At 67.5% G+C, this 12,255-nt stretch carries 14 protein-coding genes and 1 tRNA gene; 7 read left to right on the plus strand and 8 right to left on the minus strand.

Features of this window, described 5'->3' with window-relative positions:
* Both AC1MBE_RS09770 and AC1MBE_RS09775 read right to left on the minus strand, forming a co-directional pair.
* On the minus strand, positions 1–483 hold the full coding sequence (locus AC1MBE_RS09770) for an FHA domain-containing protein FhaB/FipA (protein WP_056736728.1): 483 nt from the start codon (positions 481–483) through the stop codon (positions 1–3).
* On the minus strand, positions 480–1,223 hold the full coding sequence (locus AC1MBE_RS09775; protein WP_479777736.1) for an FhaA domain-containing protein: 744 nt from the start codon (positions 1,221–1,223) through the stop codon (positions 480–482). The genes AC1MBE_RS09770 and AC1MBE_RS09775 overlap by 4 nt, the downstream gene beginning before the upstream one ends.
* A 386-nt stretch (positions 1,224–1,609) precedes the next feature.
* Between AC1MBE_RS09775 and AC1MBE_RS09780 the strand changes: the two genes are divergently transcribed.
* A tRNA-Leu gene (locus tag AC1MBE_RS09780) sits at positions 1,610–1,692 on the plus strand.
* A 115-nt stretch (positions 1,693–1,807) separates the two neighbouring features.
* Here the strand turns inward: AC1MBE_RS09780 and AC1MBE_RS09785 are convergent.
* Positions 1,808–2,497 (minus strand): TetR/AcrR family transcriptional regulator, encoded by a 690-nt coding sequence (locus tag AC1MBE_RS09785; RefSeq protein WP_479777738.1) that lies wholly within the window; start codon positions 2,495–2,497, stop codon positions 1,808–1,810.
* A gap of 157 nt (positions 2,498–2,654) precedes the next feature.
* On the opposite strand from AC1MBE_RS09785, the gene AC1MBE_RS09790 reads away from it, so the two are divergent.
* The 4 genes from AC1MBE_RS09790 to AC1MBE_RS09805 all read left to right on the plus strand — a co-directional run bounded on the left by AC1MBE_RS09790 (position 2,655) and on the right by AC1MBE_RS09805 (position 7,195).
* Positions 2,655–4,070, plus strand: coding sequence for a flavin monoamine oxidase family protein (locus tag AC1MBE_RS09790; RefSeq protein ID WP_479777740.1), 1,416 nt, complete (start codon positions 2,655–2,657; stop codon positions 4,068–4,070).
* A 75-nt stretch (positions 4,071–4,145) separates the two neighbouring features.
* Positions 4,146–5,060 (plus strand): universal stress protein, encoded by a 915-nt coding sequence (locus tag AC1MBE_RS09795; protein WP_479777742.1) that lies wholly within the window; start codon positions 4,146–4,148, stop codon positions 5,058–5,060.
* The gene (locus AC1MBE_RS09800; RefSeq protein ID WP_479777744.1) at positions 5,057–6,583 is read left to right on the plus strand and encodes an APC family permease; all 1,527 of its coding nucleotides are present in this window, start codon (positions 5,057–5,059) and stop codon (positions 6,581–6,583) included. Before AC1MBE_RS09795 ends, AC1MBE_RS09800 begins: the two co-directional genes overlap by 4 nt.
* Positions 6,584–6,712: 129 nt before the next feature.
* Positions 6,713–7,195, plus strand: a complete 483-nt coding sequence (locus tag AC1MBE_RS09805) for a pyridoxamine 5'-phosphate oxidase family protein (protein WP_479777746.1) — start codon at positions 6,713–6,715, stop codon at positions 7,193–7,195.
* Between the two features lie 33 nt (positions 7,196–7,228).
* Here AC1MBE_RS09805 and AC1MBE_RS09810 read toward each other — a convergent pair whose 3' ends face one another.
* Positions 7,229–7,867 carry an NADPH-dependent F420 reductase gene (locus AC1MBE_RS09810; protein WP_479777748.1) on the minus strand — a complete coding sequence of 213 codons (639 nt, stop codon included), beginning with the start codon at positions 7,865–7,867 and terminating at the stop codon, positions 7,229–7,231.
* Positions 7,864–8,481: a hypothetical protein gene (locus AC1MBE_RS09815; protein WP_479777750.1), complete on the minus strand. Its 618-nt coding sequence runs from the start codon at positions 8,479–8,481 to the stop codon at positions 7,864–7,866. The genes AC1MBE_RS09810 and AC1MBE_RS09815 overlap by 4 nt, the downstream gene beginning before the upstream one ends.
* Positions 8,482–8,615: 134 nt before the next feature.
* Here AC1MBE_RS09815 and AC1MBE_RS09820 point away from each other — a divergent pair, with 134 nt between their 5' ends.
* Positions 8,616–8,993: a VOC family protein gene (locus AC1MBE_RS09820; RefSeq protein ID WP_479777752.1), complete on the plus strand. Its 378-nt coding sequence runs from the start codon at positions 8,616–8,618 to the stop codon at positions 8,991–8,993.
* 113 nt (positions 8,994–9,106) lie between these two features.
* On the opposite strand, the gene AC1MBE_RS09825 is transcribed toward AC1MBE_RS09820, so the two are convergent.
* A complete protein-coding gene (locus AC1MBE_RS09825) occupies positions 9,107–9,511 on the minus strand; it encodes a DUF5997 family protein (protein WP_479777754.1) in 405 nt (134 codons plus the stop codon).
* Between the two features lie 122 nt (positions 9,512–9,633).
* Here AC1MBE_RS09825 and AC1MBE_RS09830 point away from each other — a divergent pair, with 122 nt between their 5' ends.
* Positions 9,634–10,371, plus strand: a complete 738-nt coding sequence (locus tag AC1MBE_RS09830) for a LysR family substrate-binding domain-containing protein (RefSeq protein WP_479777756.1) — start codon at positions 9,634–9,636, stop codon at positions 10,369–10,371.
* Positions 10,372–10,435: 64 nt separating this feature from the next.
* Here the strand turns inward: AC1MBE_RS09830 and AC1MBE_RS09835 are convergent, their stop codons facing one another.
* Positions 10,436–10,771, minus strand: coding sequence for a hypothetical protein (locus tag AC1MBE_RS09835; RefSeq protein ID WP_346958709.1), 336 nt, complete (start codon positions 10,769–10,771; stop codon positions 10,436–10,438).
* 174 nt (positions 10,772–10,945) lie between these two features.
* Positions 10,946–12,253, minus strand: a complete 1,308-nt coding sequence (gene mmsB / locus AC1MBE_RS09840; RefSeq protein WP_479777758.1) for a multiple monosaccharide ABC transporter permease — start codon at positions 12,251–12,253, stop codon at positions 10,946–10,948.
* Positions 12,254–12,255: the final 2 nt, after the last annotated feature.

Consider the following 12,255-nt stretch of genomic DNA (forward strand, 5'->3'; position numbering starts at 1 on the left):
CTACGGCCTCAATTCAATGACCGTCTTGCCGATTCTCACGGGGACACCCAGCTCCACCGGAAGTGCCCGGGTGAGCTGTTGATCTGCCAGATACGTGCCGTTGGTGGAACCGAGGTCCTCGATGAACCAGCGGCTGCCCTGCGGAAACAGCCGGGCGTGCCGGCCGGAGGCGTAGTCGTCTTCCAGGACCAGGGTGGCTTCCTGGGCCCGGCCGAGGAGGATGGGGCTCGCGGCCAGCGGAAGGGTGGTGCCCTTGAGTGGGCCCTCGGTGACGACGAGTTGGCGGGCCTGCTGCTTCACCGGGGCGGGAGCGGGCTCGGCCAGCGCAGGGTTCCGGCGCACCTGACGTGCCGTGGGGGCGCCGGCGGCGGCTTTGCGGCCGATCATCAGGTCCCGGCGCATGGCCGAGACGATGCTGAAGATGAGGACCCAGAGGAGGATCAGGAAACCGAAGCGCAGTGCGGTGATGGTCAGTTCACTCACGGGCGGCCGCCCGGGTTGGCGGGCATCAGGCGGAAGATGATTTTGGTCCGTCCCATCGTGATCGTGGCGCCGTCGGCGAGTTCCGAACTGCCCACCACTTTGTGGCCGTTCACGTAGCTGCCGTTTGTGGAGCCGAGGTCGATTGCCTGTGCCGCGCCGTCGCCGGTGCGGATTTCCAAGTGACGGCGTGAAACCCCGGTGTCGTCGATCAGGATGTCCGCTTCGGAGGAGCGGCCCAGCACCACCGAGGACGCGTTCAACGAATAACGCTGGCCGTCAATGTCCAGGACCGGCTGGAAGCGGCCGGGCTGGCGGGTGGGGGCGGCGGGCATGGAAGCCTGGCTGCCTGGCTGGGCGGGGGAGCCGCCGGCTTTTTCGGTCCGCGACGTGATCTCGAAGTCGCCGGCACGGCGCTCTTCGTCCCGGCGGAAACTGATCCGCACCGGGCCCTGGAGCGTGTAGCCCTGGCTGCGGACGTGGTTGATGACGACGTCGCACAGTTCTTCCGCGAGCGGTGTGCCCCATTCCTGCGCGCGCTGGAAATCGTCGCCGCTGAGCAGGACATCAAAAACGTTGGGGGCCAGGGTGCGTCCCGCGGCGATGGTGAGCGCCTTGTTGTCCACTTCCCGGCGGAGGTGGCTGGCGATCTCGACCGGCTCAACCTGCGCGCGGGAACCGGTGGAGAAGACTCCGCGGACGGCCTTTTCGATGCCGCGCTCGACTTTGTCCAGCAAGCCCATGGTCCTTCTCCTTTCCTGACAGCTGCCGGGCAGCGTTTGTTCCGGAACTCGGTTTCCAACATTCGCAGGAGCCCGCCGTAGTCGGGCACTCCTACATCAGATACTACTGGGCAAGGCTGGGAATGGCCTTAATGAGCCCCGCCGCCGGGGCCGGGGAATTTGCGGCGGAGGGGCTCTGACATGCGCGGATGTCCGGCCGGCGACGGCGGCGCGGCGGCATCTCGTCCCCGCGGACGGGCCACCTGCCGGGGGTGCGGACGCGGAGGTTTGGCGCCTCCGGAACGCCGATTGGTGTTTTCCCGCAGTTGTCCGTTATGCTTGATCTCGCTGCTTTCACGAGGTAGACGGTCCGGATTCCGGGCCCTCAACCGGGTGAAAGGATTTGCGCGCGAGTGGCGGAACGGCAGACGCGCTGGCTTCAGGTGCCAGTGTCCGAAAGGGCGTGGGGGTTCAAATCCCCCCTCGCGCACGCAAATGAAAGAGCCCCGGTCTTCGGACCGGGGTTCTTTTTCTTTTATCGGGTTTTTTGGTCCGCCGCGCGGGCGACTCCGTGCGGGCGCCTTGCCACCGGCGGCGGGGCGCTACTACTCGCGCAGCGCCCCGAAGCCCGCCACCAGCGCCTCGAGCCCCAGGCTGAAGGCGGCGTCGGCCTGATTTGTGTAGCCCTGCCCGCCCAGGCTCGCAACGGCGGCGGAGAAATTCGGCGTCGAGGCCGCGAGGCTGCCGGAATCGAAGATGTCCGCAGGGGCCGTGACGTCATAGGCGGAGCCGAAGATGAAGGACTCCAGGGCCACGATCGCGGAAATGATGCGCTCCTGCGGGAAGCCTGCCCGGCGGAATCCCGCACTGACGGCCTCGTACATGGCGAGGGTCTTCGGCGCATCCGCCACCGGCAGCACCGCAATGACCGGAATCAGCGGGGTATGACGCGAGAAGACATCGCGGTAACTCCAGGCCCAGTCCCGGACGGCCTGGTCCCAGGGCTCGGTCTCAAAGGCCGACACGTCCACGAACGAGGTCAGGTGGTCCTGGATCAGGACCAGCACCTCCCGTTTGGAGGACACGTGGTTATAGAGGGCGGACGGCGCCACGTTCAAGGAACGGGCCAGGGCCGCCATGGTGAAGCCGTCGTAGCCACTCTTGCGGACCAGTTGCAGCGCCGCGGCGGTGATGCCGTCCAGGTCGAGGACGGCCGAGGCGGGCCGGCCCACCCGGCGGCGCGGTTTGGCGTCGGGACGGTGCGGATCCGCGGTGGCGCTGGTAGCTGCCGGCATTCCGGGCCTTTCTTCTGGGCTGTCCCAAGGATTATTCCACCGGATGCCATTTTGCGCCGGGGTCTTCCCTCTTTCTATCCGTGCCGCTATAGTCATCCTAAATGAATGGCATTCATTTAGTGGTCCGCATCACTTACGCGGTCACGGAGAGGACATCATGCTGGAACTTGACCGCGACGTCGTCATCGTCGGAGCCGGCCCCGCCGGGCTGACCGCAGCAAGGGAGCTCCGGAAAGCGGGCCTGAGTGTCGCCGTGCTGGAAGCTCGCGACCGCGTGGGCGGCCGAACCTGGACGGACACCGTCGACGGGGCCATGCTGGAGATCGGCGGCCAGTGGGTCTCGCCGGACCAGACGGCACTGCTGGAGCTCCTGGAGGAGCTGGGCCTGAAGACCTACGACCGCTACCGTGAGGGGCGGTCGGTTTACATAGGCGCCGACGGCAAGCGCACCCTGTACACGGGTGACTCCTTCCCGGTCAGCGAAACCACCGCCGCCGAAATGGACAAGCTCACCGCGCTGCTGGATTCCCTCGCCGCGGAAATCGGCCCCACGGAGCCGTGGGCGCATCCCAAGGCCCGCGAGCTGGACACGATCTCCTTCCACCACTGGCTGCGCGCGAACTCCGCCGACGAGGAGGCCTGCAACAACATCGGCCTGTTCATCGCAGGCGGCATGCTGACCAAGCCCGCGCACGCGTTCTCCGCTTTGCAGGCCGTGCTGATGGCCGCCTCGGCCGGTTCCTTCACCCACCTCACCGATGAGGACTTCATCCTGGACAAGCGGGTCGTCGGCGGCATGCAGCAGGTCTCGCTGCTGCAGGCAGCGGAACTGGGCGACGACGTCGTGCTCTCCAGCCCGGTGCGCACCATCAACTGGGAAGCCGGGGCCGCCGAAAACACAGCGGAAGACACCGCCGGCAACCCCGCCGGAGTGACCGTCGTATCGGACCGCGCCACGGTGAACGCCCGCTTCGTGATCATGGCCGTGCCGCCGAACCTGTACTCCCGGGTCTCCTACAACCCGCCGCTGCCGCGCCGCCAGCACCAGATGCACCAGCACCAGTCCCTGGGCCTGGTCATCAAGGTGCACGCCGTTTACAGCACCCCGTTCTGGCGCGAGGAAGGGCTCTCCGGAACCTGCTTCGGCGCGGATGCGCTGGTCCAGGAGGTCTACGACAACACCAACCACGAGGACCCCCGCGGCACCCTGGTGGGCTTCGTCTCGGACGAAAAAGCGGACGCCATGTTCGAGCTCAGCGCTGAGGAGCGCCGCCGCGCCATTCTCGAATCGATTGCCGGGTTCCTGGGCGAGAAGGCCCTGGAACCGGAGGTCTACTACGAGTCCGACTGGGGCTCCGAGGAATGGACCCGCGGCGCCTACGCCGCCAGCTACGACCTGGGCGGCCTGCACCGCTACGGCAAGGACCAGCACGCCCCGGTGGGACCGATCTACTGGGCCTCCTCCGACCTCGCAGCCGAGGGTTACCAGCACGTGGACGGCGCGCTGCGGATGGGGCGGGCGACGGCGGCCCGGATCGTCGCCGCTGCCGACCGCACGCCGGCCGCCCGCTAGCGGCCGGAAACCCATGTTCCGTTACAGAGACCCTGTCCACACAGCAACAGCACAACAACCAGAGAGGTCGGCCAGATGCGTTACGTAGTGGGGTATTCAGCCAATGCCAGAGGCCGTGATGCCGTCAACCTGGCCGTCTCCCTGGCCCGCGGCCGCGGAGCGGCCCTGGACCTGGTGGTGGCCATTCCGGACGCCGGAGTGTTCAATGCGGCCCACGCGCCCGCCGCGGGCTATGACAGCTACCTGCACCAGCAGGCTGCCGAGTGGCTTGATGAAGCACTTGCCCTGATCCCGGCCGATGTGCCGGCGCAGGCCCACATCCGCAGCGGTGCATCCGACGCGCAGACCCTGATCGAGGCCTGCGAGGAGTTCCAGGCGGACATGCTGATCATCGGCGCGACGAGCAGCGGGCTGTTCAAGCGGTTCACCGTCGGGTCCGTGGCCAGCGCGCTGCTGCACGCCGCCACCGTCCCGGTGGCGCTGGCTCCGCACGGCTACCACCGACGGGATGCGCTGACCCGCGTCAGCTGCGGGCTCGGGGACCGCCCGGGCGCCGAAGAGCTGCTGGATTTCGCCGTCTCGATGGCAGCGAACCGGCTGGTGCCGTTGCGCGTTGTGTCGCTGCTGACCCTGGACGACGGCGACTCGGCGGACGCCGCCGAAGCCGCCCGCGACTACGCCAACAAGCACCTCGCGGCCGCCCTTCCGTCCGATTCGCAAGGCACACCGCTGGCCGGGAAGGCCGACGTCGTGGTGGCCCAGGGCCGCAGCGTCGAAGAGGCCGTGGACCGGCTCCACTGGGAAGACGGCGAAGTCCTGCTGATCGGTTCCAGCCGCCTCGCCCGGAACCGCTCCATCTTCCTGGGCAGTACCGCGAACCGCATCCTGCGGGCCCTGCCGGTGCCGATGATCGTGGTCCCCAGCGACTACGAGCTCAAGCACCCGTCCCCTTCCACGTCGAGTGACATTTCCCGAGAGGCACAAGCATGAGCACCGAACACGCGACCGCCAAGGCCGCACAACCGCAGCGGGACCACGGACTGAGTGAAAAGGGACTGAAGGCCGGATCGGTGGGGCTGATCGGCGCCGTCGTCATCGGCGTCTCCTGCATCGCCCCCGCCTACACCCTCACCGCCGCCCTGGGCCCGACGGTCTCCGAGGTGGGCGTCCACCTCCCGGCGATCTTCCTGGTGGGCTTCATTCCGATGCTGCTGGTGGCCTTCGGCTACCGCGAGCTGAACAACGCCATGCCCGACGCCGGCACCTCCTTCACCTGGGCCTCGCGGGCCTTCGGCCCCTGGCTGGGCTGGATGGGCGGCTGGGGACTGATCGCGGCGACCATCATTGTGCTGTCCAACCTGGCGGCCGTCGCGGTGGACTTCTTCTACCTCATGCTGGCGCAGATTTTCGGAAACCCGGAGCTGGCGGACCTGACCACCAACCTGCCGCTGAACATTGCCACGACGCTGGTCTTCATTGCGCTGGCGTGCTGGATCTCCTACCGCGGCATGGAAACCACCAAGACTGTGCAGTATGTCCTGGTGGCGTTCCAGCTGCTCGTGCTGGGCTGGTTCGCCGTCGCGGCGTTCAGCCACGTGGCGAACGGCACCGCGTTTGACGCCACCGCCATCGCACCGGACTGGTTCAATCCCTTCGCCGTTGAATCCTTCTCCGCCTTCGCTGCCGGCGTCTCGCTGTCCATCTTCATCTACTGGGGCTGGGACGTCACGCTGACCATGAACGAGGAGACCAGGAACCCGGAGAAAACGCCGGGCCGCGCGGCCACCGTCACCGTCCTGGTCATCGTGATCATCTACATGACCGTTGCGCTGGCCACCCTGGCCTTCGCCGGCATCGGCACCGAGGGCCTTGGCGCGGGCAACCCGGACAACCAGGGCAGCATCTTCGCCGTCCTCGCCGGACCGGTCATGGGGCCCTTCGCGATCCTGATGTCGCTGGCCATCCTGAGCAGCTCGGCGGCATCGCTGCAGTCCACCTTCGTCTCGCCGGCGCGTACGCTCCTGTCGATGGGCCACTACAAGGCGCTGCCGCACAAGTTCGGCAAGATCAGCCCCAGCTACAAGTCCCCGAGCTACGCCACCATCGCCTCGGCCGTGGCCGCGGCCGCCTTCTACGTGGTGACCCGGACCCTGTCCGAAAACGCGCTGTGGGACACCATCACGGCGCTGGGCATGATGATCTGCTTCTACTACGGCATCACCGCCCTGGCCTGCGTCTGGTTCTTCCGTGCCCAGGCGTTCAGCGGAGCGCATTCCTTCTTCTTCAAGTTCCTCGCGCCGCTGCTGGGCGGCGTCATCCTGCTGGTGATGTTCGTCAAGACCGCCTACGACTCGATGGACCCGGAGTACGGCTCCGGCTCTTCCATCGGCGGCCTGGGCCTGGTCTTTATATTGGGCATGGGCGTCATCCTGCTCGGGGTGGTGCTGATGCTGGTCATGGCTAAACTTCGTCCCGAGTTCTTCAAGGGCCAGGTGCTGTCCCGCGGCATCTGAGCCCGGCGGCCGGACTTTGGGAAGGTCCTCCGTCCGACAGCCTGAGCGCGTGCTTGAAAAGTAAGTACGCTTATCAATAGGCTGGCGGGAGGAGGATCTTCCTCCGCAGATCAAGGAAGAGGTGGGCGCATGTCGGATGCACAGGACATCAGCAAGGTGACGGACATCATTAACGATTCGCGGATCGGGATGTTCACCACGATCAATGAGAACGGCGCGCTCGTCAGCCGGCCGCTGGCGGTCCAGGACGTCCAGGAGGACGGCGACATGTGGTTCTTCACCTCGTCGGACACCTCCCAGGTGGCCCACGTCACGGCCAACCCAGCGGTCAACGTGTCCTTCGGCAAGGGCACCGAGTGGGTGTCGGTGGCCGGCACGGCGCGGGTGGTCACGGACCGCCAGCAGATCCGCGACCGGTGGAACCAGGCGGTCGAGGCGTGGTTCCCGGACGGCCCGGACACCCCCGGGGTGGTCCTGCTGCACGTGGACTCGGATTCGGCCGAATACTGGACCAGCCCGGGCGGAACGGCCGCCACTGTCCTGCAGTGGGTGAAGTCCAAGGTCACCAACAGCCGGATGAGCGTCGGCGAAAGCGGCACCGTCGAACTCTAGGCCGGCCGGGCGCCGCCCGGCGCCCCAATGGTCTCAGCCGATGATCTTGAGCGCAGTGTCCCAGTTAAAGGACTCGTAGGCCGGATTCAGCTGCAGGCCGACCACCAGCAGCTGCATCCCCTCCAGCTCGCGGGCGTGACGCAGCGCCCCGACCTGGAGGGGCCGGAGGCCTGCCGCCGCGGCAAAAGCGGCCACCTCGTTCCGGGCGGCCTCCGAGTCTGAGGCGATGAAGACATCCAGCGCCATTCCGGCCGCTGAGCCTTCCGCCAAGGTGCCCGCGAACGTCGTGTTGAACGCCTTCACCACCCGGGCGCCGGGCAGCAGCCGGGCCACCTCTTCGGCGGCCGAGGTCCCCGGCTCGACCACCAGCGAATCGCCGGTTTCCATGTTGACCGGATTGCTGATCTCGATCACCGTCTTGCCGCTGAGCGTGTCGCCGTAGTGCGTGGCGACCTCCTTGGCCGGTTCGAAGTAGAGGGCCAGGACCACAATGTCGCCCTCGGGCACATCGCCAAGGCCGCCGGACGTCGTCGTCGGACCCAGCTCCGCCGCGAGTTTGGCGGCGTTGTCCGGGCTCCGGTCGAGGACCTGGACGGACCGTCCCGCCGCGACGGCCCGGAGGCCGATCGCCCGGGCCATGTTGCCGCTGCCGATAATCGTGATGTCAGTCATCGTGCCCCTTCGGTGGAAACCTGCAGCGCGCCGGCGGCGCGTTCCGCCTCCGCCAGGGCGCGTTCCAGCCGGTCGACGGCGGTGCTGTAGCCTCCGGGTGCCTGGCTGTCCGGGCCGTTTCCGTGGCGCAGTCGCTCGGCGTCCTTCATGGCCTTCAGCATCGTGGCGGTTTCCGGCCGGGCCGGATCACTCATGGCCGGAAAATCGATGCAGAATGCAGGATCCAGTTCATAACGTTGCCACCGTGTGAGGGCAGCGCGGTGCCGGTCGGCCGCGGCGGTGTCGGCTGCTGCAGCGTCCCGCGCGGCGCGCCGGGTTTCCTGCCAGCGGAATACCCTCGGCGCCCAGCGGAAACTTGCGACCGCCGTGGCGGCGGCCACGGCGACAAGCAACAGCCCGGCCCACGGGGAGACCAGCGCCGGAAGCACCACTGCGGGGCCGACGACGGCGAGCCCTGCAAAACCGTCCCAGAACACGGCGTCCGGCAGTCCGCCGTCGGAGTTCCGGTGCTTCCAGGCCAGATAGACGGTCCCGGCAACGGCTGCCGCGACGAGGAGCGCCAGGGGCAGGATTTGCCAGGGCCCGACCAGTGCGGGATCTGCTAGCGACGGCATGGCACACCTCCTGCGGAACCGTCCCGGGCGGGCGGTGTTCCGCTGATTCCATTGGAATCCATCCGGGGCGGGCCGTCAATGGCCGCGCTTCCCCCGGTTCCCACCCGGCGCGGTCCCGGCGTAGCCTAGGGCCCATGCGACTGAAAATGTGCAGTATCCACGTCAAGGACCCGGCGGCAGCCCACGAGTTCTACACCGGAACCCTGGGCTTCGAGACCCTCATGGCGATGCCGGAGCACAATCTCTACATCGTGAAGGACCCGGGCGGCGGCTCGTCGGCAGGTCTGCTGCTGGAACCCAGCGACAACCCGATCGGTGCGGCCTATATGAATGCCTGCCACGACGCCGGGCTGCCGGCGATCGTGTTTGGCGTGCCGGACGTCCGCGCCGAGTACGAGCGGCTGTCCGCCAAGGGCGTGATCTTTCAGGCCGAACCCTCGGAAGGCCCCGGCGGCACAAGCGTGGTGCTCGACGACGGCTGCGGAAACTACGTCCAGCTGCACCAGGACTAAGCCGGGCTTGCGGGCCCAGCTTCTGCGCCGCTGTCCCCGCCGTTTCGACGGTTCCCTGCCGGCCAGACGGTCCGCAGCATCGAGTGGGCGCGGAACCGTCGAAACGGCCGCTGTTACTCGGCCTGGGCGCGGGCCTTCTTGGCGTCCTTCTTCGCAGCCTCGTCCTTAACGCGCTGGGCTTCGGCGCGGACGGCGGCGTGGGTGGCGCGCTCGGCGACCAGCCAGGCCGGGGGAGCCTGCAGCAGCGCGGTGATCTCCGCCGTCGTCAGCGCTTCCTCGACGCCGCCGCGGGCGAGGCCGCTGATGGAGACGTTGAGTTTCTGCGCGACCACGGGGCGCGGGTGCGGGCCGGTGCGGCGCAGTTCGGCCAGCCACTCCGGCGGGTTGGCCTGGAGCTCGGCGAAATCAGCGCGGGTGATAACTGAATCCTGGAACTCCTGGGGCGTTGCGGGCAGGTAGATGCCAAGCTTCTTGGCAACGGTGGCCGGCTTCATGGACTGGGAGTTTGCAGAGGTCATGCTTCAAGGGTATCCGGCGGCCAAGCCGCAAGGCACCAAATCAGCACCAAATCAGCACCATAGCAGCACCAATCGGCCACCGGGGCGGGGCCGCCCGGCGGCAGTGACGGTACTGTGAACGTGTGTCCGCAGAAGAAGAAACAGCCCAGCCCCACGACGAACCGGTACCCGCTGCGCGGGAGTTGAAGTTCGCGTACGTCGCCGGCGTGACCCCCGGCAAATGGATCCGCCGCTGGGAAGAGCGGATGCCCGACGTTCCGCTGCATTCCTTCATGTCCGACGACGGCGCCCAGCTCGCGGTGCTGCGCGACGGTTCCGCGGACCTGAGCTTCGTCCGGCTGCCGGTGGCGCGCGAGGGCCTCAGCGTCATCCCGCTCTACGAGGAACAGCCCGTGGTGGTGGCGCCCAAGGGGCACGAGATCTCCGTGTTCGAAGAGGTGGCGCTGGCGGACCTGGCCGCCGAAACCTTCCTTGACGTCGCGGCCCTGGGCGGGCCAGAGGCGGCGCTGCAGGTGGTTGCCGCCGGGGCCGGACTGGCGATCCTGCCGATGTCCGTGGCCCGGCACTTCAACGTCAAGGACACGGTGGCCCGGAAACTCACCGGCGCACCCACCACCGAGATCGCCCTGGCCTGGCCGAGCGACACCACGGACGAAGTCATCGAGAAGTTCATCGGCATTGTCCGCGGCCGCACCGCTGCCAGCTCCCGGCAGCCCTCGGCGCAGCTGGAGAAGCCCAAGCGCGAGCCGAAGCCGGACCGGCGCGGGCCCGCGGTCAAGAAACCGAAGGTGGCGCAACGGTACGCGCCCAACCCGGACAAGGGCCGGGGCAAGGGATCCCGAAAAAAGGGAAAGCGCTGACCGGCTGACCCGACCGGCTTGCACTTGTTGGCGTTTTGAGTGCTCGAACGCCAACAACTGACAACTACTTGGCGCAGGCGTCCCGGAGGGCCTTGACCGAATCGGCCGGCACCTGGTCACCCGAATCCGCAATCTGCTTCAGCGGAGTGGTGATCTCCGCGGGCACCCCGGCGCCCTGGGCACCCGATACCAAGGCGCCAAGCGCCTTCTTGTCCTGGACGCTGACCAGGCCGTCCTCGACCAGGGAACAGGCCTGCTTCTTGATCTCGCTGCCGGCCGCGGTGGCGACCTGGGAGGCGCCGTCGTTGACGGCCTTCTCGGCGGCCTGCTGCACCTGGCCGCAGGCGCTCAGGACAATCGCGAGGACGGCAAGGGACGCAGCGGCGAGGGGACGTTTCATAGTTTCAGCCTAGCAAGCCGGCGCTGCCTGACTTGGCGACGGCGGGTTTGTCCCGCGACGCGAAAAATTCCTGCCGACACCCGAATACGGGCGTCGACAGGAATTTTGCGCATCCGGGACCGAAGCTGCGTAGCGTGACCCTCCCAGCAGAGGAAGGGTCCGCACGCCGCTGGATCAGGGAGTCGGGACGGTTGCGGTCCGGCCGGAGTCCTGGGCGGCGCCGGCGGGGCGTTCGGCCGCGGGTGCGGCGGTCCCGGTGGCCGGCGGGGTGGTGTTGCGCTTGAAGCGTTTCCCCAGCAGGCTGCCCCCGCCGCCGCGGTTTTTGTTGAAGATGTCGAAGCCGACGGCGAGCAGCAGCACTAGGCCCTTGATGAGCTGCTGGTAGTCGGTGCCAAGGCCCAGGATGGACATGCCGTTGTTGAGGACGCCCATGATCAGGCCGCCGATCATCGCACCTGCCACGGTACCGATGCCGCCGGTCACCGCGGCGCCGCCGATAAACGCCGCGGCGATGGAGTCCAGTTCGAACCCGGTGCCGCCGGCGGGCTGCGCGGAGTTGAGGCGGGCGGTGAAGACGAGGCCGGCCAGGGCAGCGAGCACACCCATGTTCACGAAGAGCCGGAAGGTGACGGCTTTCGTCTTGATGCCGGACAGCTCGGCGGCGTGCAGGTTCCCGCCGATGGCGTAGGTATGGCGGCCGAAGACGCTGTTGTTCATCAGGGCGCTGTAGACGATCACGAGGACCGCGAGCACGATCAGCACAATCGGGGTGCCGCGGTAGCTGGCCAGCAGGAAGGTGATGACCAGCATAAGCAGGGTGATGAACGCGGTCTTGATCGCGAACCAGGTCATGGGCTCGTTCTCGAGTTCAAACTTGGCGCGGACCCGGCGTTCCTTGATGGACTGGATCAGCAGGGCCAGTGTGGCTCCGACGCCCAGGATCACGGTGAGCCACTCCAGCACCGAAGTCCCGCCGGAAATGTCCGGCAGGAACCCGCCGCCGAGGGCACGCAGTTCGGCGGGGAACGGGGTGATCTGCTGGTTCTTGAGCGTGATCAGGGTCAGGCCGCGGAAGATGAGCATGCCGGCGAGGGTGACGATGAATGCCGGGATCCCGACATAGGCGATCCAGTAGCCCTGCCACGCGCCGACCAGGGCGCCGACCAGGAGGCAGGCCGGGATGGCCGCCCACCAGGGCCAGCCCCAGTGCACGATCATGACGCCGGCGACGGCACCAATGAAACCGGCGACGGACCCGACGGACAGGTCGATGTGGCCGGCAATGATGACCATCACCATGCCGATCGCGAGGATCAGGATGTAGCTATTCTGGACGACCAGGTTGGTGACGTTCTGGGGCTCCAGCAGGATGCCGTCGGTGAGGACCTGGAACAGCAGGACGATCAGGATCAGGGCGACGAAGATGCCAACCTGGCGGAGGCGGCTGGTAAGGAAGCCGAGGGATTCTCGTAGGGCGGACATGT

Source organism: Arthrobacter sp. BG5 (assembly GCF_056680155.1).

Excerpts from the sequence above, each read along its gene's own strand:
- AC1MBE_RS09800 (WP_479777744.1), top strand. The coding sequence starts at position 5,057 with ATGAGCACCGAACACGCGACCGCCAAGGCCGCACAACCGCAGCGGGAC.
- AC1MBE_RS09795 (WP_479777742.1), top strand. The coding sequence starts at position 4,146 with ATGCGTTACGTAGTGGGGTATTCAGCCAATGCCAGAGGCCGTGATGCC.
- AC1MBE_RS09785 (WP_479777738.1), bottom strand. The coding sequence starts at position 2,497 with ATGCCGGCAGCTACCAGCGCCACCGCGGATCCGCACCGTCCCGACGCC.
- AC1MBE_RS09825 (WP_479777754.1), bottom strand. The coding sequence starts at position 9,511 with ATGACCTCTGCAAACTCCCAGTCCATGAAGCCGGCCACCGTTGCCAAG.
- AC1MBE_RS09805 (WP_479777746.1), top strand. The coding sequence starts at position 6,713 with ATGTCGGATGCACAGGACATCAGCAAGGTGACGGACATCATTAACGAT.
- mmsB (WP_479777758.1), bottom strand. The coding sequence starts at position 12,253 with ATGTCCGCCCTACGAGAATCCCTCGGCTTCCTTACCAGCCGCCTCCGC.
- AC1MBE_RS09835 (WP_346958709.1), bottom strand. The coding sequence starts at position 10,771 with ATGAAACGTCCCCTCGCCGCTGCGTCCCTTGCCGTCCTCGCGATTGTC.
- AC1MBE_RS09775 (WP_479777736.1), bottom strand. The coding sequence starts at position 1,223 with ATGGGCTTGCTGGACAAAGTCGAGCGCGGCATCGAAAAGGCCGTCCGC.
- AC1MBE_RS09820 (WP_479777752.1), top strand. The coding sequence starts at position 8,616 with ATGCGACTGAAAATGTGCAGTATCCACGTCAAGGACCCGGCGGCAGCC.
- AC1MBE_RS09815 (WP_479777750.1), bottom strand. The coding sequence starts at position 8,481 with ATGCCGTCGCTAGCAGATCCCGCACTGGTCGGGCCCTGGCAAATCCTG.
- AC1MBE_RS09810 (WP_479777748.1), bottom strand. The coding sequence starts at position 7,867 with ATGACTGACATCACGATTATCGGCAGCGGCAACATGGCCCGGGCGATC.
- AC1MBE_RS09790 (WP_479777740.1), top strand. The coding sequence starts at position 2,655 with ATGCTGGAACTTGACCGCGACGTCGTCATCGTCGGAGCCGGCCCCGCC.